The organism is Diaphorobacter sp. HDW4B (genome assembly GCF_011305535.1).
GTDB lineage: Bacteria > Pseudomonadota > Gammaproteobacteria > Burkholderiales > Burkholderiaceae_C > Diaphorobacter_A.
This window is the reverse complement of record NZ_CP049905.1, coordinates 1978471-2000986: the sequence shown is the minus strand read 5'-3', so window position 1 is coordinate 2000986 and position 22516 is coordinate 1978471. Positions and strand designations below refer to the sequence as shown.

General features: G+C 62.8%; 19 protein-coding genes and 1 tRNA gene. 8 read left to right on the top strand and 12 right to left on the bottom strand.

The features are described from left to right. Window positions 1-5 precede the first annotated feature (5 nt). A complete protein-coding gene (locus G7048_RS09230; RefSeq protein WP_166067849.1) occupies window positions 6-1307 on the bottom strand; it encodes an efflux RND transporter periplasmic adaptor subunit in 1302 nt (433 codons plus the stop codon). Window positions 1308-1548: 241 nt separating this feature from the next. On the opposite strand from G7048_RS09230, the gene G7048_RS09225 reads away from it, so the two are divergent. The 6 genes from G7048_RS09225 (at window position 1549) to G7048_RS09200 (ending at window position 9547) form a co-directional block, all read left to right on the top strand. Further along, window positions 1549-2196 (top strand): TetR family transcriptional regulator, encoded by a 648-nt coding sequence (locus tag G7048_RS09225; RefSeq protein ID WP_166067848.1) that lies wholly within the window; start codon window positions 1549-1551, stop codon window positions 2194-2196. Window positions 2197-2307: 111 nt separating this feature from the next. Further along, a tRNA-Arg gene (locus G7048_RS09220) sits at window positions 2308-2383 on the top strand. A gap of 162 nt (window positions 2384-2545) precedes the next feature. Continuing rightward, the gene (locus G7048_RS09215; protein WP_166067847.1) at window positions 2546-2938 is read left to right on the top strand and encodes a DUF6152 family protein; all 393 of its coding nucleotides are present in this window, start codon (window positions 2546-2548) and stop codon (window positions 2936-2938) included. Between the two features lie 26 nt (window positions 2939-2964). Continuing rightward, window positions 2965-3459, top strand: coding sequence for a DUF2214 domain-containing protein (locus G7048_RS09210; RefSeq protein WP_166067846.1), 495 nt, complete (start codon window positions 2965-2967; stop codon window positions 3457-3459). Between the two features lie 65 nt (window positions 3460-3524). Further along, a complete protein-coding gene (locus G7048_RS09205) occupies window positions 3525-4316 on the top strand; it encodes an SDR family NAD(P)-dependent oxidoreductase (protein WP_166067845.1) in 792 nt (263 codons plus the stop codon). 200 nt (window positions 4317-4516) lie between these two features. Beyond that, the gene (locus G7048_RS09200; RefSeq protein ID WP_166067844.1) at window positions 4517-9547 is read left to right on the top strand and encodes a DUF11 domain-containing protein; all 5031 of its coding nucleotides are present in this window, start codon (window positions 4517-4519) and stop codon (window positions 9545-9547) included. Window position 9548: 1 nt separating this feature from the next. Here the strand turns inward: G7048_RS09200 and G7048_RS09195 are convergent, their stop codons facing one another. The 4 genes from G7048_RS09195 to G7048_RS09180 form a co-directional block, all read right to left on the bottom strand. Further along, the gene (locus G7048_RS09195) at window positions 9549-10310 is read right to left on the bottom strand and encodes a class II glutamine amidotransferase (RefSeq protein ID WP_166067843.1); all 762 of its coding nucleotides are present in this window, start codon (window positions 10308-10310) and stop codon (window positions 9549-9551) included. Window positions 10311-10402: 92 nt separating this feature from the next. Next, window positions 10403-11893: a DHA2 family efflux MFS transporter permease subunit gene (locus tag G7048_RS09190; RefSeq protein WP_166067842.1), complete on the bottom strand. Its 1491-nt coding sequence runs from the start codon at window positions 11891-11893 to the stop codon at window positions 10403-10405. Window positions 11894-11903: 10 nt separating this feature from the next. After that, entirely contained in the window at window positions 11904-12092 is a 189-nt protein-coding gene (locus G7048_RS09185) for a 4-oxalocrotonate tautomerase (protein WP_106845018.1), read from the bottom strand. 147 nt (window positions 12093-12239) lie between these two features. Next, a complete protein-coding gene (locus G7048_RS09180) occupies window positions 12240-12455 on the bottom strand; it encodes a cysteine-rich CWC family protein (RefSeq protein ID WP_166067841.1) in 216 nt (71 codons plus the stop codon). Between the two features lie 65 nt (window positions 12456-12520). On the opposite strand from G7048_RS09180, the gene G7048_RS09175 reads away from it, so the two are divergent. Together G7048_RS09175 and G7048_RS09170 are read left to right on the top strand one after the other, a co-directional pair. Beyond that, entirely contained in the window at window positions 12521-13666 is a 1146-nt protein-coding gene (locus G7048_RS09175) for a metallophosphoesterase (RefSeq protein WP_166067840.1), read from the top strand. 288 nt (window positions 13667-13954) lie between these two features. After that, window positions 13955-14980 carry a DUF4434 domain-containing protein gene (locus G7048_RS09170; protein ID WP_166067839.1) on the top strand — a complete coding sequence of 342 codons (1026 nt, stop codon included), beginning with the start codon at window positions 13955-13957 and terminating at the stop codon, window positions 14978-14980. A gap of 64 nt (window positions 14981-15044) precedes the next feature. Here G7048_RS09170 and G7048_RS09165 read toward each other — a convergent pair whose 3' ends face one another. The 7 genes from G7048_RS09165 to G7048_RS09135 are packed head-to-tail and all read right to left on the bottom strand — an operon-like array spanning window position 15045 to window position 22500. Continuing rightward, window positions 15045-16181 (bottom strand): acyl-CoA dehydrogenase family protein, encoded by a 1137-nt coding sequence (locus tag G7048_RS09165; protein WP_166070888.1) that lies wholly within the window; start codon window positions 16179-16181, stop codon window positions 15045-15047. Window positions 16182-16222: 41 nt separating this feature from the next. Further along, window positions 16223-16900, bottom strand: a complete 678-nt coding sequence (locus G7048_RS09160) for an alginate O-acetyltransferase AlgF (RefSeq protein WP_166067837.1) — start codon at window positions 16898-16900, stop codon at window positions 16223-16225. Next, window positions 16897-18399 (bottom strand): AMP-binding protein, encoded by a 1503-nt coding sequence (locus G7048_RS09155; RefSeq protein WP_166067836.1) that lies wholly within the window; start codon window positions 18397-18399, stop codon window positions 16897-16899. Before G7048_RS09155 ends, G7048_RS09160 begins: the two co-directional genes overlap by 4 nt. Before the next feature lie 55 nt (window positions 18400-18454). Continuing rightward, window positions 18455-18694: an acyl carrier protein gene (locus G7048_RS09150; RefSeq protein WP_166067835.1), complete on the bottom strand. Its 240-nt coding sequence runs from the start codon at window positions 18692-18694 to the stop codon at window positions 18455-18457. Between the two features lie 30 nt (window positions 18695-18724). Then, complete coding sequence (locus tag G7048_RS09145) at window positions 18725-20305, bottom strand: MBOAT family protein (RefSeq protein WP_166067834.1); 1581 nt, start codon at window positions 20303-20305, stop codon at window positions 18725-18727. 6 nt (window positions 20306-20311) lie between these two features. Next, on the bottom strand, window positions 20312-21469 hold the full coding sequence (locus G7048_RS09140; protein ID WP_166067833.1) for a cell division protein FtsQ: 1158 nt from the start codon (window positions 21467-21469) through the stop codon (window positions 20312-20314). Next, window positions 21466-22500, bottom strand: coding sequence for a twin-arginine translocation pathway signal (locus G7048_RS09135; RefSeq protein ID WP_166067832.1), 1035 nt, complete (start codon window positions 22498-22500; stop codon window positions 21466-21468). Before G7048_RS09135 ends, G7048_RS09140 begins: the two co-directional genes overlap by 4 nt. Between the last annotated feature and the right edge of the window lie 16 nt (window positions 22501-22516).

Here is a 22516-nt window from a genome sequence, read left to right as displayed (position 1 = left end):
ACTATTTACTTGCCTGCAGAGGCGTCTGCTGCGGGGGCCGACGCTGCGGAGGCGGGTGCGGCTGCGGCGCTGGCAGGTTGCTGTGCTTGCGGCGCTTGTGAAGAGCCGGTCCATGGCACAGGAGTCACCTTCTTGGCACCCATGCCGACCTTCACGAGGCCGTCGACCATCACCTTCTCGCCAGCCTTGAGACCGGATGTCACCACCCAGTTCGTGCCTTGCGAGCGGCCGATCTGCACGGGGCGCGGGCTGACCGAGCCGTCTTCGGCCACGACCATCACGAAGTTGCCCTTCTCATTGCGTGTCACGGACTGCTGGGGCACGAGCATGGCGTTGTCGATCTGGGCTTGCTCCAGCTTCACACGCACATACATGCCCGGCAGCAGCATGCCATCGGGGTTCGGAATCTCGGCGCGCACCTGTACCTGGCCGGTGGTCTCATCCACGGTTAGGTCAGTGAACAGCAGACGGCCTTCCTGCGGAATCTTGCGGCCATCGTCGGTGTACACGCTCACGCGAGCGCCCGCCTTGCCATCGCTCGACAGCTTGCCTTGCGACAGCGCCTCGCGCATGCGCAGGATTTCAGCCGACGACTGCGTGATGTTCACGTACATTGGGTTGATCTGCTGGATCACGGCCAACTGCGTCGCATCGCCCTGACCGACCAGAGCACCTTCGGTCACCAACGCGCGGCCAATGCGGCCGGAGATGGGGGCCGTGACGGTCGCATAACCCAGGCTCACGTTTGCATTGGTCACAGCGGCCTTGCCAGCGGCGACCTGTGCCTGAGCGGCCTTTTCGTTGGCCACGGCCACGTCGTATTCCTGCTTGCTGATGGCGTTCGCCTCGACCAGCGGCTTGTAGCGGCGGGCGGTGGACGATGCCTGTGCCAGATTCGCATCGGCCTGTGCCAGTGTGGCTTGCGCGCTCTGCAGATTGGCCTTGTACGGCGTGCTGTCGATCTGGAACAGCACCTGACCGGCCTTCACGTTCGAGCCTTCCTGGAAGCTGCGCTTTTGCACGATGCCAGCAGCGCGGGCACGAACCTGCGCAATGCGGGAAGCTTCCAGACGACCCGGCAGATCGGAGACCACGGGCACGTTCTGCAGCTCGACCGTGACCACGCCCACTTCCGGCGGCTTTTGCTGGCCTTGCGGGGCCTGCTGCTGCTCGGCCTTCTTGTCACCACAGGCCGACAGGCCCAGCGCAGCGACCAACGTCAGCACGAGCGCTGCCGATTTGGAGCGGCGAAACACAATGGATGAGTGGCTTTGCGCCGCCTCGGTTGCTTCATACACGGGATGCATGAAAGTCCTTCTGGTTGACATTTTTATTGAGGGTATTGATCAGTTCTTGCGCCCGTATGTCGTCATGGCGCCAAGGAGACAGGCGCAACTTGCCCATATCCCACGAAATTGATGCAGCAATTATACATACATGCATAAATGTATAATTAGCATTCAGGGGTAATGACCTTCAGTTCATCGAAGGTCTTTCCCGCATAGAAATCCAGAGACAAACAGACTCGGCTCACAGAGGGCCCGCGACATGGCAAGGCGTACCAAAGCAGAAGCAGACGAAACCCGCACCAAACTGTTGGATGCGGCCGAAGAGGTGTTCTTCGAAAAAGGCGTATCCCGCACCTCGCTGGGAGACATCGCCCAGCGCGCAGGCGCCACCCGCGGCGCGGTGTATTGGCACTTCAAGGACAAGGTGGACGTGTTCAGCTCCATGCTCAACCGCATCTGCATGCCTTTCGACGAAATCTGCGACGACATATATGGCGACTTGCCGCCTCTGGAGCGCATCCGCAAATCCATCCGCAATGTCTTCGAGAGCATGGCGCAGGACGAACGCCGCCGCAAAGTCTTCGACACCGCGCTGTTCAAGATGGAGTACGTGGGCGAACTCGCCGCCGTGCGCGAGCGCCATGTCGAAGCCGCACAGGTCTCACGCGGCCGATTCACCGAAGACCTGACCCGAGCCGCCCGGGAGCTGAACGTGGCACTGCCCATGCCGGCAGACGTCGCGGCGCAGGGCTTGCATGCGTTGTTCGTGGGACTCATACATAACTGGGTGTTGAATGAGGGGAGTTTCCCTCTGACGCCTACCGGCTGTATGTCAGTGGATGCCTATTTGTCAGGTCTAGGATTCCAAAAGCACCTATCGCAGGACACGCCTGCTCCAAAGTCCTGAAAAGAACCCACCGCAGCCATGCCATAATCTGCGCTCCGGTGGCTTGCGGGCTCGTTGTTTGCAACGAAGCGAACCAGGCCCACCGCGTCTCTCGCTCAATACATACAGCACGCGGCTGTAGCTCAGTGGATAGAGTATTGGCCTCCGAAGCCAAGGGTCGTGGGTTCGATCCCCGCCAGCCGCGCCAAATTCCCAATGAATTCAATGACTTGAATTATTTCAAGGCCGTTGGATTTCGCGTCAAATCCAAGCCCGCTGGTGGTGTGGGCAATTGGACGTTTTTGCCTTCCATCTTGAGAAAATGATCGTCGCTTCAGTGTGATCGGTTTTCCTTCAAGGAGAAGATGCCATGCATGCTTCATTCAACAAGCTCACGCGGCGCCTGTGTGGCGTGCTGGTTTTGGCGGGGAGTTGCGGTTCTGGCGCATTCGCGCATCACGGTTGGACATGGGCAGACGGGGAGCAGACGACGCTGGAGGGCACGATCGAGTCGATCTCGATGGCACCGCCGCATCCGAAGCTGCAGGTCCAAAGCGCGCAGGGGCAGTCGTGGCAGGTCGATCTGGGCAATCCGTCGCAGACCGAGCGTTCGGGCTTCACCGGGCAGACGGCCAAGGTGGGGGATCGCATCACCGTGCTGGGCAACCGGGCGCAGGATCACAAGGTGCAGCACATGAAGGCGGTGCGCATCACGCTGGATGGCAAGCGGTACGACATGTATCCGGAGCGGATCAAGGAATAGATTAGCGCATCGATTCGACAGCGCATATGACATCGGTGCTCGATCTGATCGCTGCATGGCCGGGGGCGCGCTGGCTGCAGGATTCGGGCACGGCCTATCTGTTCGTGAATGCGGCGCACATTCTGGGCTTGGCGCTGCTGTTGGGCTCGATTGTCACGCTCGACCTGCAGTTGATCGCGCGTTCTTCTTCTTTACGTGACTCTTCACATGATTCTTCATTGGCCGCGCTGGCTGCTGTGCTCTCGCGCACGGCTGCGTGGGGCTTGGCGTTGGCGGTGTTGACGGGGCTGTGGCTGTTCTCGGTGCGTCCGCTGGATTACTGGGGAAATGCTGCTTTTTTGTGCAAACTCGGCTTGTTGGTGACGGCGCTCGCCAATGTCGCCTGGCAGCATTGCGGTGCGGATTGGACGAAGCTGCTGAACGGGCAAGGCGTGGCCACAGGCGTGCGCGTGCGCGCGGCTTTGTCGTTGCTGCTGTGGTGTGCGGTGCTGCTGGCGGGGCGGTGGGTTGGGTTTCTGTGAGCGCTTGATGGCATCTGCTAAGGTGGGCATCACTCGACATACAGCGATTCAGGAGACAGCAAAAGATGACTCAGCAACAACAGAACACCAAGGTGGCAGCCGTGACCGGCGGCGGATCGGGCATTGGTGCGGCGGTGGCGATGCGGCTTGCGCAAAGTGGACATCGGGTGGCGGTGCTGGACATTCAGATCGACAACGCCAAAGCGGTCGCCGATCAGTTGAACGCGCAGAGGCCGGACAGCGCCATGGCCGTGAGCATCGATGTGAGCGATCCGCAGTCGGTGGACGCGGCGTTTTCGGCCATCGAAAAGCAATGGGGCCAAGGTGCGGATCTACTGGTCAACAGCGCGGGCATCATGCCGGTGGCTTCAGTGCTGGAGTGCTCGTATGACATGTTCCGCAAGGCCATGGATGTGAATGTGGGCGGCACGTTTCTGTGCTCGCAGCGTGCGGCGCGCGGTATGGCCGAGCGCCGGTTCGGGCGCATCGTGAATCTGGCGTCGATCAGCTCCGAGCGCGCAGGCGTGGGGCGGGTGGCCTATGGCACGTCGAAGACGGCGATTGCCGGATTGACGCGCCAGTTCGCGATGGAGCTGGGTGCTTATGGCATCACCGTGAACGCAGTCGCACCGGGGCCGGTACTCACTGCGATGACCGAGAAGAACTACACGCCGGAGACCAAGGCGGCCTTCGAGTCCATGATTCCCGCCAAGCGCATGGGCAACACGGACGAGATCGCCGATGCCATCTGCTACCTGTGCAGCGATGGCGCGGCCTACATCAACGGCGTGCTGCTGCCGGTCGATGGCGGCTATCTGGCGGCGGGTGTGGGGACGACGGCGGGGATCAAGGCCTGATCTGCAAAATGCGCCTGCTTCGACGGAACTTGCCTAAACTGCCGCGAAGTATGTGCAATTGCCGTGAAATTCAGCGTTTTGATAGTGCCTCGTTATAATTGGTAACATGTGAGTGGGCGCGCACGACGTGGCCTTGCTCGGCAGTTCAGTTCGGCTCCGGCGTGGTGCATCGATGAGGCTGCGATGCACCAGAGATCGGAATGACGAAAAAACTGCCCTCCTCATTGCATGCTCGCGCGCTGCTTGCCAAGCTGGTGCGTTGGTCGGTGGGCGCGGCATTGTGCGGTGCGGCGATGTCCGCGAGCGCGGTGGACAATGTGACCGCCGTCTGGGGGAGCTACAACAACAATACGTGGACCTCCACCACCAACGCAGCCGCTGCGGCCAACGGGGTCAACAACCTGTTGGCGTTTACCGCATACACGGCTGCAGTGGGTTCCACACCTGCCAGAAGCGTCACCTACTCGACCGGCGTGATCGAGAATTTTCTGAGCCCGACGGCAACTCAGGCTTCGTTCCAAGCGTTCACGCCTCAGGCCAGTTCGATCCCTGCAGCCGGAGGTTTGAACGCTATCCCGAGGGCGGTCACATACGATCCTTCCAAGACACGCGCATCCTATCTGTCCGATGGAGCCAGTGGCCTGGACTTGAACACGGCCTTGTTCAATATTCCGGTGACGCCTCTGAAGTTCGACGCGACGGTGAGCAATGCGGACGCCACGACGGACTTGATTCCCGACGTGCTCGTGACACAGGTGGGAGATCCCGCGACCGCTGTGGACAAGTTTTCTTTCGTCGACAGCGCAGGGGTCACGGTCGGCATTGAGTTGAGCATCAACTTCAATTCTGTCAACGTCGTGGGGCGCCAGAGTTGGCAATTCTGGAATCCCAACCACACGGCATCGAACATTGCCGCCAGTGATCGCGACCTGCGCATGCTGGCCTATCACTTCCGGGATTTCGGAATCGACGCCAGCAACATGGGGCGCATCACTGGATTCGTTCAAAAGCTCAGTGGCTCGTCGGACATCGCCTTCGTTGCCTACAACCGTCTGGCAGTCACCACGCCTGCCAGCGTGAGCGTGGTGAAGACCAACAACGTCAACACGCTCGTGGCAGGCAGCCCCACGACGTACAACGTGACGCTGAGCAACAGTGGTGGCCTGCCCGCGACCGGGGTGCAATGGACCGACAGCGCCAGCAATCTGACGGTGCTGGGCATTGCCCCGCCAAGCAGCGTGGGCAGCGGCAGCGCGGCAGGCACTTGCACGGGCATGGTGTGCTCGGGCATCACGCTTGCGCCTGGGGCATCCCTTACCTACACCGTGACGGCCACCGTCAGCCAGACCGTCGGTGCAACGGCCACCAACACGGCCACGGTGCATGGCGCCAACTGCACCAATGGGGCTCCGGTCTTGTCGTGCACCTCTGTGGACAACGATCCCATCGTGGTGAACGGTGCCCTGAGCATCACCAAGACCAACAATGTGGACAAGCTGTCCGCCGGAACGCAGACCACCTATCTGGTGACGCTGACCAACACGGGTTCCAGCACTTCTTCCAATCTGACCTGGACAGACACCCCGTCTGCCGGACTGACACTGGTGAACGTCATTCCCGGGGCCGCTCCCAGTGCGGGTGCCAATGTGGGGACGTGTACCGTCACGACGACCCTGGCGACATGCTCCGGCATCACGCTGCCCTCGCAGCAGTCCATCACCTATTCCGTGGTGGCCGCGGTCGGCAGCGGGGTCACGCCAGGTGGGGCGGTCTTCAACACGGCCAAAATCGGCAATGCCACCTGCGCAACCCTCCCGGCTGCCGATTGCAGCCGTGACACCGACACCATCCTCAAGCCCGCCAACCTGAACATCACCAAGACCAACGGCGTGAATCAGGTGGTCTTCGGCAGCACCACCACCTACACGGTGACGCTGTCGAACACGGGCGAAACCGCCGCCACAGGCGTGCAGTGGACTGACACGCCCACCGGCGTGAGCGTGAGCCAGATCACCGACACCGCCGTCGGCCCCAACAGCAACGAAGGGCTGTGCGTCGCCTCGGGTTGCTCCAACATCACGCTGGCCCCGGGCGAGTCCATCACCTACTCCGTCCTGGCCACGGTCAATGGTGCCACCGGTGCTGGCAATGCAAAAAACACAGCCGCATTCCCGAGCAGCACCTCCTGCACGGGCACCAACCAATGCACCGCGATGGACACCGACGACATCCTCAAGCCAGCCACGCTGAGCGTCACCAAGACCAACGGCGTGACCCAACTCACCGAGGGGGCTGGCACCACGTACACCGTGACCATCGCCAACAGCGGTGATCTGGCTGCCGCTGGCGTAGCGTGGATGGATGTGCCCACGGGCATGACGATCCAGTCCATCACTCCGAGTAGCACGACCGGCACTGGCGCTGTCACTGGTACCTGCGGCCTGACCCCGACGCTGGGTTGCACAGGCATCACCGTTCCCGCCGCCAGCGCGGGAGTGAACGGCAGCGTGAGCTACACGGTGACGGCACAGGTCATCGCATTGGTGAGCCCGACCGTGACCAGCGTGAACAACGTGGCGAGCGTGACGGGTGCCAACTGCACCGCGTCGTCCCCGTGCACAGCCACTGACACGGACGTGCTGCTCACACCGACCCACTTCACAGTGGTCAAGACAGCACCGGGAACCGTCATCACCGGGGCGAACCTGAACTACAGCTTCTCCCTCGGCAACAGTGGCCAGACCTCGGCAGCGGCAGGGCAGGTCGTGACGGTAAGTGAAGCGCTTCCTGACGGCGTGACCTATGTCGGAGCGACAGCGGGAGCGGGCGTGACTTCGGTGAGTTGCACGGGCGCTGCCCCATCGCTGGTCTGCTCTGTCACCTTGAGCAGCACGCTGGCCCAGAACGCAACGGCCAACTTCACGTTGCAGACGACGGCTCCGGCAACGGCAGGCAGCATCACCAACTACGCCTCGGTCGATCCGAGCGGTGGCACGACTCCGCCTACACCCGGAACCTTGTGCGCGCCAGCCAGCGCCTGCACCTTTGCACCTACACAGGTCAACACGCCTGCTGCGCTCTCGGTCACCAAGACCAATGGCGTGACCCAACTCACTGAAGGCGCAAGTACCACCTACACCGTGACCGTCACGAACGGCGGCGACACACCTGCCACTGGCGTGGAGTGGACGGATGTGCCCACCGGCATGACGATTCTGTCGATCACACCCAATGGCTCCACTGGAACTGGCGCTGTCACTGGCACCTGCGGCCTGACCCCGACGCTGGGTTGCACCGGCATCACCGTTCCCGCCGCCAGCGGAGGAGTGAATGGCAGCGTGAGCTATTCGGTGGTGGCGCAGGTCACTGCCTTGGTGAGCCCGATGGTGATCAGCGTGAACAACGTGGCGAGCGTGACGGGAGCAAACTGCACCACGGCATCCCCCTGCACAGCCACAGACACGGATGTGCTGCTCACGCCAACCCACTTCACGGTGGTCAAGACAGCACCGGAAACCGTCATCACCGGAGCAAGCTTGCCCTACAGCTTCACCCTCGGCAACAGCGGCCAGACTTCGGCAGCGGCAGGGCAGGTCGTGACGGTGCGTGAAGAGCTTCCGCCGGGCGTGGCTTACGTCGGAGCGACAGCGGGCACAGGAGTCTCGGCGGTGAGCTGCACGGGCGTGGCCCCATCGCTGGTCTGCACGGTGACCCTGAGCAGCACGCTGGCCCAGAACGCTGCGGCCACATTCACGCTGCAGACGACAGCTCCGGCAGCGGCGGGTAGCATCACCAACTATGCCTCGGTCGATCCGAGCGGCGGCACGACCCCTCCCACACCCGGAGCCTCGTGCGCGCCAGCCAGTGCCTGCACTTCCGCGACCACACAGGTCAACACGCCTGCAGCGCTTTCGGTCACCAAGACCAATGGCGTGACCCAACTCACTGAAGGCGCAAGCACCACCTACACGGTGACCATCACGAACGGCGGCGACACACCTGCCGCTGGCGTGGAGTGGACGGATGTGCCCACCGGCATGACCATCCAGTCGATCACTTCGAGTAGCACGACCGGCACTGGCGCTGTGACAGGCACCTGCAGCGTGACGTCGCCATTGGGTTGCTTGGGCATCACCGTTCCCGCCGCCAGCGCGGGAGTGAATGGCAGCGTGAGCTACACGGTGACGGCACAGGTCACCGCAATGGTGAGCCCGACTGTGACCAGCGTGAACAACGTGGCGAGCGTGACGGGAGCCAACTGCTCCACCATGTCCCCCTGCACAGCCACCGACACGGATGTGCTGCTCACACCAACCCACTTCACGGTGGTCAAGGCAGCACCGGAAACCGTCATCACCGGGACGAGCCTGACCTACAGCTTCACCCTCGGCAACAGCGGCCAGACCTCGGCAGCGGCAGGGCAGGTCGTGACGGTGCGTGAAGAGCTTCCGCCGGGCGTGGCTTACGTCGGAGCGACAGCGGGCACAGGAGTCTCGGCGGTGAGCTGCACGGGCGTGGCCCCATCGCTGGTCTGCACGGTGACCCTGAGCAGCACGCTGGCCCAGAACGCTGCGGCCACATTCACGCTGCAGACGACGGCTCCGGCAGCGGCGGGCAGCATCACCAACTATGCCTCGGTCGATCCGAGCGGCGGCACGACCCCTCCCACACCCGGAGCCTCGTGCGCGCCAGCCAGTGCCTGCACTTTTGCGATCACACAGGTCAACACGCCTGCTGCGCTGTCGGTCACCAAGACCAACGGAGTCGATCAGGTGCAGACCGGCAGTGAGACGGTCTATCTGGTGACCTTGTCCAACACGGGCGGCACCGATGTGAGCAATCTGCAGTGGAGCGATGTGGCGAGTGGCATGACCGTCACTGCCATCGAGCCTCGCACGGTGGGGGCGAACAGCGCTGCCGGAGCCTGCAATGCCAGCGGCTGTTCGGGAATCCAATTGGGCGCGGGGGAGAGCGTCGTCTATGCGGTGACGGCGACCGTCACGGCGGCGGCGAAGGCGACCATCACGAACACCGCCAACCTGCATGGCGGGGCCAACTGCGTGGCGATCGGGGACTGCTTCAGTCAGGACCAGGACACTGTGACGGCTGTGCCGTCCACCGCCGTCACGCCGGTGCCGGTGCCGGTGGACTCGCGCACCATGCTGGTCTTGCTGGGTCTGGCACTGATCGTGGCTGCATGGCGCAGCGGTCTGGTGGGCCGGGAGCGTTGAGTCAGCAGGCTTCGCCGTTCACGAACACGCGCAGCTCGCCGCTTTGGAACGGGATCCAGGCCTCGTTGGTGGTGAGTGGGGCGGTCACGACGATGGCGACCTTGTCGTCGGGCGTGGTTTCGGAGGCGAAGTTCACCTTCAGGTCTTCATCGCACAACTGCGCCTGCGCGAACGGGTGGCGGCGCTCCAGGTAGTACAGATGCGTGGACGCGTGCGCCCACAGCGCCTTGCCGTTGGAGAGCAGAAAGTTGAACGTGCCGTGCTTGGCGATGCCGGGGGCGAGTTCGCGCAGGGTGAGCGTGAGTTCCTCGATGCTGGGCATGCTGGCGTGCGATTTGGAGAGCTCCTGCATGATCCAGCAGAAGGCCTGTTCGCTGTCGGTGCTGCCCACGGGCTGGAAGTGGCTGTGCAGCTTGGGGCTGAAGTTCTTCAGGTCGCCGTTGTGTGCAAATACCCAGTAGCGGCCCCAGAGCTCGCGCACGAACGGGTGGCAGTTCTCCAGACTGACGACGCCCTGCGTGGCCTTGCGGATGTGGGCGATGACGTTCTTGCTGCGGATCGGGTACTCGCGGATCAGCTTGGCCACGGGCGAGTCGACGGCGCGTTCGTGGTCGACGAAATGGCGCAGGCCCTTGTCCTCGAAGAACGCGATGCCCCAGCCGTCGGTGTGATCGCCGGTATTGCCCGCGCGCTGGGTGAACCCCGAGAAACTGAAGCGCACGTCAGTCGGGGTATTGCAGTTCATTCCTAAAAGCTGGCACATGCGTTGAGGGCTTTCGCAGTTCGTTCGTCGGCCAGACACACCAAGGTCTGGCCGGTTGGCAACCACTATAGATTAGACCAAAAAGTGGCGCCTCATTCGGCCTTGGCTGCGGGTGGGTGGGGCGAGCGCAATTGCGTGGCGGCCACCAGCGCGATCAGGCACAGTGCGGTGAGCAGCGCAAAGCACTCGTGAAAGGCGATGAGCTGAGCGGCTTTGGCGTTGAGCGTGGGGTCGGCGGTGTGCACGGCGGTGCGCCACTGCAGCACGATGCCGCACAGGCTCACGCCCGCCGCACCGCCCAGCATGCGGATGAAGCTGATGGTGCTGGAGCCCTGGGCGATCAGCGATTTGTCGAGCGGGCGCATGGCCCCGAGATTCAGGCTCGGCAGGATGAACCCGAGCCCGATGCGCCCGACGATGATGAAGGCGGCCAGCAGCCACAGCGCGGTGCTGGAGCCGACAAAGATCATCAGCGCGAACGACAGCGCAAGCAGGCCCAGCCCGATGGCCACCAGCCAGTGCGTGGGCTGCCGGTCGGCAAGGCGTCCGACGACGGGGAACGTCAGCGCCAGCACCAGCCCGGCGGGCAGCAGCAGATTGCCCGCGTAGCTTGCCGACAGGCCAATGCCCATCTGCATGAACAGCGGCAGCAGATAGGTCGAGCCGAACATCGCCGTGCCGTATACGGCGGAGACGATGCAGCCCATCACGAACGGGCGGCAGTTGAACAGGCGCAGATCCATGAGCGGCTTGCGCCCGCGCTGCAGCAGCGATTTCTGCCAGAGCACAAAGCCGACCAGCAGCAGCGCGGCCAGCGCCAGCAGCATCAGCGCCGGGGTGATGGGGTCGTTGTGCAACTGCGTCATGCCGTTGAGCAGGGCCAGCGTTCCGCCCGCGCCGAGCGTGAGGCCGATCCAGTCGAGGCCGGAGGTGTTTTCTCCGACCTGCGCGCCGCCGGGCGAGGAGTGCGGCACCAGCTTCAAACCCAGCCACAGCGAAAGCAAGGTGAACGGCACGACCATGAAGAAGGTGCTGCGCCAGCCCATCAGGTCGGTGAGCACGCCGCCGAGTGCAGGTGCAATCGCCGGAGCCAGCACCACGCCCATGCCGAACAGTCCGCCCGCGCGGCCCTGTTCATGCGGCTTGAAGGCATGCAGGATGATGACTGCCGGAATCGGCTGGATGATGCCGGCGGCAATGCCCTCGGCCACGCGCGAGGCCAGCACCAGCGGAAAATGTTGGGAGAAGCCGCCGATGATTGCGCCGATCATGAGCAGCAGAACCGCGCCCACATAGGTGGCGCGGTAGCCGAAGCGCATGAGCAGCCACGGCGTGGTGAGCAGGGCCACGGTGGAGGCCACCATGAAGCCCGAAGTGATCCATTGCGCCCGGGCCTGACCGAGCTCGAAATACGCGCTCATGGCCGGAATGGCCACGTTCACGCTGGTCGAGGGAATGAGCGAGGCGACCGTGCCGACCAGTACGGAGAGCAAAAGCAGCCAGCGGTAGCGCTCGCCGTAGCGTTCGCGCAGCGCGCTGGCCGAGGCAGAGCCACTGAAGGTGGCCTGCAGGAAACCCTTCATTTCACGGATTTCACTGACGATCCAGCCAGAGCTTGCCGCCGGTGGCCCAGTTCTCGCGCTTCACGTCGGTGATCAGGATGTCCACGGACTCGGGCGAGCCACCAAGCACTTCCACGCTCACGCGGGTGATCTCTTCGGCCAGCTTGCGCTTTTGCTCGACGGTGCGGCCTTCCATCATTTCGATGTGGTACGTTGGCATTTCGGGTCCTTTGCAGAGGTGGAAAAAGATGTGAAAACAGAAGCGAAAAGGCGAGGCCGAATCATATCGGCTGCAAGCGATATCTGCAGGCTGGAAGCGGCTCTCAAGCGCAGCACGGACAGACTTTTCACGTGGTGGAGCGCTGCGTCAGTCGCCCTCCACCAGCGGCTTGGCGCAATGCGGGCAAAGGCAGGACTTGCCTTGAAGACCGGATGGAACCCTGGCGAGAGCCTCGCGCGAGACGGGCTCATTCATGCACCAGCAGCTTTCGGGCGGCAGCCCTGCGACAATCGCGCACTCGTTGGCTTGTCCGCATAGCGGGCAACGGCTGGTGTCGGGGGCTTCGTGTTCTGCGGGGCTCATGGGGTACTCCGGAGCACAGTGTATCGACTCGGGAGACCCTGACTTTCAAAGAAACGCTCTGAAGAATGATCTTTTACGCAAGCCTGATCGTGCTGCCCGTCGCCCTGTGGCTGTGGTGGCCCCTGCTCCAGCGCGAGCGCCGCACGGCGTTCTGGCTGGCGTTTGTCGTCACCGCCTTGCTGGGTGCCATGCCTGCCGCGCTGATCTGGGCCATGCGCAACACCGCGCTCAGCTATTCGGTCATCGCGCATCTGCAGGTGGTTGCGGGATGGATCTTCTGTTCGCTGATGCTGGCGTTTGTGCTGGCCTTGCTGCGCGACATCGTCGGCCTGCTGGGCGTGTTCACGCCGCGCTCACGCAAGCTGTTCACCGGCTTGATCGTGATTGCCGCGCTGCTGGCGACGGGCTTCGGCGTGACGCAGGCGCTCACGATTCCGCAAGTGCGTGAACAGGAGATCGCGCTGGCCAACCTGCCCGCCGAATTCGACGGTCTGCGCGTGGCGGTGATCGCCGACATTCACGCCAGCCCGATCAACGACAGCCACTACGTGCAGGGCATCGTCAATCGCACGCTGGCCGCGAATCCCGATCTGGTCGTGCTGCCGGGCGACATGATCGATGGCGATGTGGCAACGCAGGCCAAGAACATCGCGCCGCTGTCGCAACTGAAGGCGAAATACGGCGTGTTTTCTGCGCCCGGAAACCACGAGTACTACAGCGGCTACGACGCCTGGGCGCGGGTGTTTCGTTCGCTCCACCTCAACTATCTGGAAAACCAGACGCAGCGCGTGAAGATCAAGGGCCGCACGCTGGCGGTCTCCGGCATTGGCGATCCGGCCTACGGGCGGCTGTCGCAGCAGAACACCGATCCGCGCGTGCCCGAAGGCCTGCCGCCCGACATCGAGGCCGTCGCCAAACAGGCCAAGGGCGCGGACTTCCACCTGCTGCTCGCGCACCAGCCCAAGCTCGCACGCGACAACGCGGTGCAGGGCGTGGGCCTGCAGATTTCCGGGCACACGCATGGCGGCCACATCCTCGGCATGGACCGCTGGCTGGTTGCGCCCGTGAACAACGGCTTTGTGCGCGGTGCCTACGACGTGGACCGCATGAAGCTGTTCGTCAGCAGCGGCGCGGGCTTGTGGGCCGGGTTTGCGGTGCGCCTTGGCGTGCCGTCATCCATCGATCTGCTGGTGCTGCGCCGTGCCAAATAACACAAAGATTTATATTTTGGCTCGGCTTGGGTCATTGACTTAATATCGTTTTGTGCAATATTCGTTTGATATTGCTAGTAAGGGTGTTGTCAGACGATTTTCCAAATCTGTAGCACGGGCGGTGAAAATCAATTTTTGTGAGAGAGAAAATAACTCTTGATCAATGGAGTTGACAAAAATCCTTTGTAAAACAATGGGTTAATACAATCCCAAACAGGGTCTTACGCACTATTTCAGAAAACGTCGAAAAACGGGAGTTTTCACTATGTGGTTGTTAAAGTCATAAGAATGTCTTCAAAACCACATTCCAATTCCTTCAGTCTTTCGCGTCGCGATTGGCTGCGTTTTTCTGGTGCCGTCGCGCTGGGCAGCACCATGGCACTGGCCGGTTGCAACACCACTCAGCTCAGCGGCGGATCGTTTTTGCAGCCTTGGCAAGAACATATCGACTGGACTCCCGAGAAATGGCGCGTCGTGCTCACCGACATGGTGGAGCTTGGCTGCGACTCGCTGTTTCTGCAGTGGGTGGGCATCGAAGGTGAATCCGCTCAGAAGTGGGACGCGCGCGGTCGCATGCTGCAGCGCTTGATGGATGAGGCCGCCAAGGTGGGCATCGGCGTGCATATCGGCCTTCCCTACAACGACAACTGGTGGACCGAGATCACGAAGTCGGACCGCAAGGTTGCCAACTATCTTCAGAAAATTTCCCAGCACTGCACCGCCTGGATGCGCTCGGTCACCTGGCAAAACCACGCGGCCTTTGCGGGCTGGTACATCCCGTACGAGCTGGAGCAATACGACTGGGGCCGCTCGCAGGCGCGTCTCGACATGCTGGCCAACTGGCTCAAGCAACTGTCGGACGTGGCCATCGAAACCTCGGGCACCGAGCCCAGCGTGTCAACCTACTTCAGCGTGATGGGCACGGGCGAGCAGCTCGCGAACATGTGGAGTTATGTCCTGGACCGGGTGGTCCTCAGGCCCATGATTCAGGACGGCGTTGGCGTCAATGGCATGAACAACTATGCGAATCTGGAGCCCTTGCGCCAGATGCTGCTCAAGCGCAGAGCCAACTTCGATCTCATCGTCGAGCTGTTTGAGATGAACCCCGATGCGGCCAATGTCGTCGGCGAGTTTCAGGCGCGGACAGCGAGCCTGGAGCGCTTGCGCACCCAGTGGAACATCGCAGAAAACTACGGCTCACGGCGCATTGTGGCGTTCGCCCTGGAACCATGGGCGTCGAAGGGCACGCCGGAGGGCGCGCAATTGCGCAGTGTGTGGAAGACGACGATGCGCGCAAGGCAGCTGCAGCCCTGATTCCACGGAGCGTCCATGGAGCGCGCGTCGCGGTCGATCTTCGCAAGATTTCCGCAAGGCTTCGTCAGATGCGCTTGCCGATGATGTCCAGCATGATCTCGCTGGTTCCGCCCAGGATACGCAGTGCCCGCGCATCGGTCCATGCGCGGCCTATGCCGTAGTCGGCCATGTAGCCGTAGCCGCCGAACATTTGCAGCAAGTCGTCGAGTATCTTGCCCTGCATTTCCGTGGCGTTCAGTTTGGCGATGGCGGCGGTGGTGGGATCCAGCTCCGCGCGCAAGTGCTTGGCAAGGCAATCGTCGAGAAAAACGCGCAACATGCTGGTCTGCGCAATCGCATCGGCCAACTTGAAGCGCGCGTTCTGGAAGTCCACGATGCGCCGCCCGAAGGCCTTGCGCTGTTTCACGTAAGCGGCGGTGGAGTCGATCATGCCTTCCAGACTGGCGGCGGCACGCAGCGCAATCGCGAGGCGCTCCTGCGCCAGTTCCTTGGACACATGCTCGAAGGCCGCGTTCTCTTCGCCGAGGCGATTGTCGAGCGGCACCTGCACGTCGTTGAAGAAAAGTTCGCACGTGTCCTGCGCATGCTGGCCGATCTTTCGGAGCGGCGGCCCGCTGCTGAAGCCGCTCATGCCACGTTCGACCACGAACAGCGACAGGCCGCGCGCACCAAGCTCCGGCGTGGTGCTGGCCATCACGATCGCGAGGTCCGCATTTGCGCCGTTGGTGATGAAGGTCTTCGCGCCGCTGAGCACGTAGTGGCTGCGTTCGCGGCGCGCGCGCGTGCGGATGGCCTTGAGGTCGCTGCCCGCATCGGGCTCGGTCATCGCGATGGCACCGATGCACTCGCCCGAGGTCATGCGCGGCAACCAGCGGTCCTTTTGCTGGCGTGTTCCCAGATTCAGGATGTAGGGCGCGACCATGTCGGAATGGATCGAGAACCCGATGCCCAGACAGTTGGCGCGCGCAATGGTTTCCAGCACCACGGCCGAGTGGCCGAAGTCGCCGCCTTGTCCCCAGGGCGCAGGAACCGCGCAGTTGAGCAGCCCGTTCGCGCCGGCCTTGCGCCACAGCGCGCGCGGCGTCACGCCCATGTCTTCCCACTGCATGTAGAAAGGCAGGATTTCCTGCGCGACAAAGCGCTCCACCTGCGTGCGCAGCATCTCATGGTCGTCGCGAAAGACGGGGCGGTTGGCGGGCATGGCGACGGTCGCTTCCAGTGCGGGTTCGGGCGGGTTCCTGGTCACGGCTTGTACCCATCGGTGGCGCTGCGTTGACCGAGCAGAACGGGCTTGGCTGCGCTGCCGGTGAGGAACATGCTGAAGTGTTCGCCGGGTTGCAGGGGCGGCAATTCCAGTGTGCTCGTGTGGACTGCAGCGCAACTGCCGACCAGCGTGGCCTTCACCGGATTGATGGCGCGGGCGGCTGACGCGCCATACGCGACGGGCGCAAACAAGGGCGTGCCTGCGGGCGCAATGCTCACCTTGCCCTCGCTGCAGTCGCGGCTCAGGTTGTAGAAGCGCAGACCGGCCTTCAAGGCGTCTTGCGTCGCGCCCGCCGAATCATCGAGCACCTTGAGCGCTGCGGAATCGCCCGCCGCCGTGGGCAGCAGCGAGGTGAAGCTGTCGGGCGCGACCTTCATCGGCGCACTCGCCCGTCCGTTGAGCGTGACGGTGAAGTCGGTCTGTCCCTTCACGATGGCGTAGCTCGATGCGATGGTGTTGCCGGAGAGCGTCTGCTCGGGCCCGTTGGCGATCTTCACGCGCAGCGGCTCGGTGCCCGGATTGAGTACGCGCACAAACGACGAACCCGCCGGTGGCCTTGCCGCATAGAGCTGCGCGAAGGCACCTTCGGCATGAGCGCTTGTGGCTGCCACCCATGCAAGCAGCGACAGCGCGATGTGAATGGGATTCGGTGTCATGCCGGTTGTCCTGCCAGGGCTACGGGGCGCGCGGGCGCGGGCACGTTGGTGGTGCGGCTTTCGCGGTACATCTGTTCGAGCTTCTTGCGATCGACCTTTTCCGTCTGCGTGATCGGAAAGCCGTGGCACACCAGCAGCTCCGAAGGCACCATGTACGACGGCACGCGGCGCGCGAGAATCGCCTTCCAGTCCTTGAGTGCAGCACCGGGTGCGTGCAGGCCCGCAGGGCCGGTGTGGTCGGGATCGACGAAGCCGATCATGCGCACGATCACGCCATCGGAGCGCTTGAGCGCAATCGTTGCACCCGCGCGCACGCCGGGCAGCAAGGCCAGCGCGGCATCGACTTCGGCCAGTTCAATGCGGTAGCCGTGCATCTTGATCTGATCGTCGCGGCGTCCGCGAAACGTGACGAGGCCCAGCCCATCCATGTCGCCCACATCGCCCGAGCGATAACCGCGCTTGCCGTTGCGCATGAACATGCGCGTCTCGTTCAGATCGGGGCGGTTCAGATAGCCGCGCATCACATGGTCGCCCGCCATGCAGATTTCGCCTTCCTCGATGAACACGTCCGCATAAGGCTTGGCGCGGCCGATGGGGAAGGGCAGCGGCGCGGCGCGGCGCATGGCCGGATCGATCTCCACCCAGGTGGTCGAGCAAGTCGCCTCGGTCGGTCCGTAAGAGTTGATGATGCGCACTGCGGGAAAGCGCTCCCACAGCGCTTCGGCCATGGTAGGGGTGAGCGATTCCGCGCCGAAGACGAAGACCTTCAGATCGGGCAATTGCGCCGCGTTGAAATCCGCGCCCAGCATCTGCTGGCGCACGAAGGAAGGCGTCGATGCCCAGACCGACACCTTGGTCTTTGCAAGGTATTCGGCGAACGCCATGCCGTCTTCGATGGTCTCGCGCGCACACAGCGCCACCGTGCCGCCGCAGGTGAGCGCGCCCACCCAGTTGAACAGCGAGAAGTCGAAGCTGAACAGCATCTGATCCATGAACACGGGCGCGTCGCCAAGCTGCAGGCAGTCGCGAATCCAGCCGGCGAACAGGCCCACGCTTTCGCGGCCGATCTGCACGCCCTTGGGGTCGCCCGTGCTGCCCGAGGTGAACATGATGTAGGCCACGCCTTTTTCCGCAAGCGTCTGCGGCACATGGCCGGTGGCGACGAAGCGCTGCTTTTGCGTGTCGTAGACCAGCGTGGCCTGCACCAGCTCGGTGATGCGGCGCGCGCGCTCGGCGGGGTTGATCACATCGATCGGCACAAAGGGCACACCGAGGCGCAGGCAGCCGAGCATGGCGACCACGAAGTCGGCTTCCTTGTGGCCGGTGATCACGAGGGGCTGATCGGCACATGCGCCGGCGTCGGTCGCGGCCAGCATCCACACATCCACTGCGGTGCGCAAGGCCTGCCAGCTCATGCAGCCGCTGGCGTCGTGAATGGCCGCCAGCCGGGGCTGGGCGGAGAGTTCGGTGAACTCGAATTTGTCAAAATCAAACCGCATGTCGTTCTCCTTCTTTCGCGGGTCGCCCGTGAAAGGCGAAGGCCGCAAGCAAGCCTCAAACCTGTGCGCGCGCCTGGATGTAGTGCGCAAGCGTCTGCACGGATTGCAGATGCACATCGATTTCCGAGGGCGGAATCTTCACGCCGAACTCGCGCTCCACGGCCAGCGTGACGTCGACTGCCGACAGCGAATCGACCAGTCCCGAATCGATCAGCAGCGTCTCGGAATCGACGGGGGTCATGATGATTCCTTCGATCAGCGATGCAGCGCGGGATTCGATTTCGTTCATGCTCATGGCGTTCTCCTTGGTGTGAAAGTGGATGGCTCAGAATTGGAAATAGAGGAAACGGGTTTCCTTGTGGACATTGGCGACGCACAACGCCAGCAGCAGCAAGGTGGCGAGCATCCAGCCGATGCTGGGACGCCAGCTCAGCAGCGTGCTGGGGTTCTTCAATGTCTTGAACAGCGCAGGCGAGAAGCCGCCCAGCATCTGGTGCGCATTCGGCGTGAACCACGCGATGGCCAGCAGCAGCGTGATGTACGCGCCCTGCAGGTGGTGGCCAATGACGAGTCGCCACGCGTCGCCAAACGACAAACCGATGGCGTAGGAGAGCGATTCGAGAGTCTCGAAGCCGCGCATGCCGAACATGCCTTCGATCAGCAGCCAGGCCTTGCTCATGCCATCGGCGCGGAAGAAGGCCTGGCCGATGAGCACGGCGGCAAAGGTGATCAGCACACAGGCGATCTGCACCATCACGCTGGCGTGTCGTTGCGATGCGGGCTTCTTGCCGACGACGAAAATGCGCCAGCCGTGATTGATCGACAGGCACAGCCCGTGCCAGATGCCGAATACCAGATACTGCATGCCCGCGCCGTGCCACACGCCCGCAAGCCCCATGGTGAACAGCGTGGGAACGATGATGGTGGCAGCAAATCCGCCCGGCGATTTGGCCGCGCCGGAGCCCACCGACATGCCGCGTTTTTCGCGAGCGCGAGAGATCGCCATTGCCACCGGGTAGTACAGATAAGCCGTGAGGTAACGCGTGAGCGTGATGTGCCAGCGTGCCCAGAAGTCGATGATGCTCGCGGCCTTGTAGGGCGAGTTGAAGTTGAGTGGAAACGCGATGCCGAACATCTTGGCCAAGCCCAGCGCCATATCGGAGTAGCCCGAAAAATCGAAGTAGATCTGCAGTGCGTAGCTCAGGCTCGTGGCCCAGGAGCCCCAGAACTGCAGTTCGCCCGGCGCTGCAAAACCCGCATCCGCATAGGGCGCAATGCCGTCAGCCAGCAGCACTTTCTTGGCCAGTCCGATCACGAACAGCACGCCGCCGATCGACAGGTTTTCGGCTTTGAATCGGTAGTTGGCCGGATCGGCAAACTGCGGAATCATCTCCTTGTGGTGCAGGATGGGCCCGGCGATCAGATGCGGGAAGAAGGTCACGAACAGCACATAGCTGAGAAAGCCTTTTTCCTTGACCAGACCCGAGCGGCAATCGAGCAGAAAGCCGATCTGCGTGAACGTGAAGAACGAGATGCCCAGCGGCAGTATCAGCGTGTCCATCGCGCCGTGCGCGAGTCCCCAGTCGCTCAGGAAATTGAACAGCGCAGCGAAGTACTTGTAGTGAAAAAGCACCGCCAGATCGACGATCACGCCGATGCTGGTGACCAGCAACTGCTTGCGCGGCGATGCGGCAAAGCGCAGGATCAGCAGACCGATGAGGTAGTTGAAGACGATGGAGCACGACAGCAGCGCAACGAACTGCGGGTTCCACCAGCCGTAGAAAACAAAGGACGAAACGCACAGCCAGAACGCCGCAAAGCGTTGATTGATGCGGCCTGCCGTGTAGTAGCCCATCAACGCGATGGGAAGAAAAAGCAGCAGAAAGAGGTAGGAGTTGAACAGCATGGCGTGTCACTCCGTGGCGCTTCGCGCATCGGCGAGCAGCGGTGTGGTGATCTGCTTGAGCGCCTGCTTTTCGTCGTCAGTGAGCGGCAGCGACAAGGTGTTTTCAGAGAACTCCCAGATCACGAGCTGGAGACTTTCGGGCCAGCGCTCGGCTTGCGTGAATGCCTTGACCATGGCACCCGAGAACTGGCCGCCATCCATGCTGAGATTCCACACTTCCTGCCCCAGATCGTGGCCCAGCCATTCAGCAAAATTGCTGCGCAGGCCGTTGGAGCTGCCCGCGAGCAACACGCGTACGGGCGGTGCATCGTCGAGCAGACCGCCACTGCGCACGGGCGTGATGGTTTGCTGCGGCTCGGATTCGAGCTCGGGTCGCCAGCCTGCGGGCGCATTCTTGAGGCCGGAGAGCACGATCAGATCGCCCATGCGTGCTTGTGCGGCGGTCGGCGTCGAGACTTCAAAACGTTGATCGCCGTGCTGTCCTCCAAGCACCGCGAGTGCCTTGCTGGCAACGGCCTGCGCGGCGCGTTGTGCACCGGCGGCGTTCATGTGAACGTCGGTGCGAAAGTACATGTCGTCGGTCTGCTTTTCGAGCACGGGACGCAGATCCACGAAGGCAATCGAGCGTGCGGCCAGCGCCTTGTCGAGTTCGCCGTAACGCGCCTGCAGGGCAGCGCTCATCTTGCGACCGCAGAGATGTTCGCTCTCCACGCGCGCCTTGTCCGGCACGGCGACGATCAGCGTGCGGATGTTGCGGCTTTGCAGTCGATCGTGCCAATGTTCGAGCAGGCGCAGGCGCTGCGCAACCACGTCCGAAGCGGTGCCGGGCTGCGCACGCAGACCATCGTGATAGAACATCCACTGCGGGCAACCCAGCACCACCTGCTCGCCCAGATCGCCCAGCAGCCGGTAGCGCGCAGCGGCGCTGGCCATCTCGATCCAGCTTTGTCCGGGCAGGCGCAGCGACTGGTTGATGGCGGTCTCCGCGCTGCCGTTCATCCACGCTGCATGCGTTGCCTTTTCGGGTTGGAGATCGACCCGTTTGAGCGACCACAGACCCACCACCAGACCGGCCACCAGCAGCACCATCCAGACGATGGCGGTGGCGCGATGGCCTTGCGTGGGAGCATCGGCGGGCGACGGGGTGTTGTCGCGCGGGTTCATGGCTTGGCGCTCCCGAGGGCTTGCGTCACGCGCTGCGTCCAGGTGTTCACAGGCATGATGGAAGCGTTGTCCCACAGTCCCGCAGCGTCAGGGCCCTGATTGAAGCTGGGCTCGAACATCTGCCACACCAGCACCTGCGGCTTGTTCTGCTTGAACGCGGGCGATTCCAGATATTCGAGCAGCATCACCCACGGTCCGATGTTGCCGGGCTTCCAGTTCAGCGAAACCGGGCGGTCCAGCAGATTCGACAGTTTCTGCGGATAACCGAAGTAGGGCTGCACCATGCTGTGCCCGGTCACATGCACGGGCGCTGGCGCATCGTCGAGCAGGCCCTGCGCTTCGGCTTGTTTGCGCACGGTGTAGACCTCGCGTCCGACCTGCTTTTTTTCATCGGGCGAGAGAAAGATTTCGGCGAGATCGCCATAACGGCGCTCCTTGGTCAGCGCGCCCAGCGGCGTGCCGGTGCCTGCATTGCCTGCGAGTTGCGACTTCACTTTGCGGATCAGATCGGCAGTGCCTTGCGCGGTCGCATCGGCGGCGTCGAGCGTCCAGTGCTGGTCGGTGCGATAGAACACTTCTGCGCCGCTGGTGCTGACTTTTTTCAGCGCGGCAAAGTCGTCAAAGCTGGCGATGTTGGCACGCTGCAGTTTGTCCAGAATCAGCGCGTAGCGCTGCTGCACGGCAGCGCTGACCTTCTTGTCGTCAGGCAGCCGGTCGGCATAGAAATGCGCCTTGTCGGGCAGCAGCAGAAGCACCAGTTCGATGTTCTGCTCCTTGAGCCATTGCTGCACGCGGGCCACCAGTTGCACGTTGCGGTCGATGCCTGCGGTGTCCACTTGTGCGAGGCTGCCCCAGCCCGCAAACAGCCAACCGTCCTTGCCCTTGATGACGAGCGAGGAGCCGTTGTTGTTCTGCGCCCAGGCGAGACGCGTGGTGAGAATCATCGCGGCAGCGGCACCGGCCAACTGCAGCGCATGGCGGCGTGTGGGCCGCAGCGGAAATACGTTGTCGGTGGAAGTGAAGCCATTCATCTCGAACTCCTCGTGC

What these genes read in the sequence shown, in the direction of transcription:
- G7048_RS09160 (WP_166067837.1), bottom strand. Translation starts at nt 16,900, where the DNA reads ATGACACCGAATCCCATTCACATCGCGCTGTCGCTGCTTGCATGGGTG.
- G7048_RS09185 (WP_106845018.1), bottom strand. Translation starts at nt 12,092, where the DNA reads ATGCCAACGTACCACATCGAAATGATGGAAGGCCGCACCGTCGAGCAA.
- G7048_RS09175 (WP_166067840.1), top strand. Translation starts at nt 12,521, where the DNA reads ATGATCTTTTACGCAAGCCTGATCGTGCTGCCCGTCGCCCTGTGGCTG.
- G7048_RS09180 (WP_166067841.1), bottom strand. Translation starts at nt 12,455, where the DNA reads ATGAGCCCCGCAGAACACGAAGCCCCCGACACCAGCCGTTGCCCGCTA.
- G7048_RS09200 (WP_166067844.1), top strand. Translation starts at nt 4,517, where the DNA reads ATGACGAAAAAACTGCCCTCCTCATTGCATGCTCGCGCGCTGCTTGCC.
- G7048_RS09205 (WP_166067845.1), top strand. Translation starts at nt 3,525, where the DNA reads ATGACTCAGCAACAACAGAACACCAAGGTGGCAGCCGTGACCGGCGGC.
- G7048_RS09135 (WP_166067832.1), bottom strand. Translation starts at nt 22,500, where the DNA reads ATGAATGGCTTCACTTCCACCGACAACGTATTTCCGCTGCGGCCCACA.
- G7048_RS09210 (WP_166067846.1), top strand. Translation starts at nt 2,965, where the DNA reads ATGACATCGGTGCTCGATCTGATCGCTGCATGGCCGGGGGCGCGCTGG.
- G7048_RS09225 (WP_166067848.1), top strand. Translation starts at nt 1,549, where the DNA reads ATGGCAAGGCGTACCAAAGCAGAAGCAGACGAAACCCGCACCAAACTG.
- G7048_RS09190 (WP_166067842.1), bottom strand. Translation starts at nt 11,893, where the DNA reads ATGAAGGGTTTCCTGCAGGCCACCTTCAGTGGCTCTGCCTCGGCCAGC.
- G7048_RS09165 (WP_166070888.1), bottom strand. Translation starts at nt 16,181, where the DNA reads ATGCCCGCCAACCGCCCCGTCTTTCGCGACGACCATGAGATGCTGCGC.
- G7048_RS09155 (WP_166067836.1), bottom strand. Translation starts at nt 18,399, where the DNA reads ATGCGGTTTGATTTTGACAAATTCGAGTTCACCGAACTCTCCGCCCAG.
- G7048_RS09170 (WP_166067839.1), top strand. Translation starts at nt 13,955, where the DNA reads ATGTCTTCAAAACCACATTCCAATTCCTTCAGTCTTTCGCGTCGCGAT.
- G7048_RS09145 (WP_166067834.1), bottom strand. Translation starts at nt 20,305, where the DNA reads ATGCTGTTCAACTCCTACCTCTTTCTGCTGCTTTTTCTTCCCATCGCG.
- G7048_RS09230 (WP_166067849.1), bottom strand. Translation starts at nt 1,307, where the DNA reads ATGCATCCCGTGTATGAAGCAACCGAGGCGGCGCAAAGCCACTCATCC.
- G7048_RS09195 (WP_166067843.1), bottom strand. Translation starts at nt 10,310, where the DNA reads ATGTGCCAGCTTTTAGGAATGAACTGCAATACCCCGACTGACGTGCGC.
- G7048_RS09150 (WP_166067835.1), bottom strand. Translation starts at nt 18,694, where the DNA reads ATGAGCATGAACGAAATCGAATCCCGCGCTGCATCGCTGATCGAAGGA.
- G7048_RS09215 (WP_166067847.1), top strand. Translation starts at nt 2,546, where the DNA reads ATGCATGCTTCATTCAACAAGCTCACGCGGCGCCTGTGTGGCGTGCTG.
- G7048_RS09140 (WP_166067833.1), bottom strand. Translation starts at nt 21,469, where the DNA reads ATGAACCCGCGCGACAACACCCCGTCGCCCGCCGATGCTCCCACGCAA.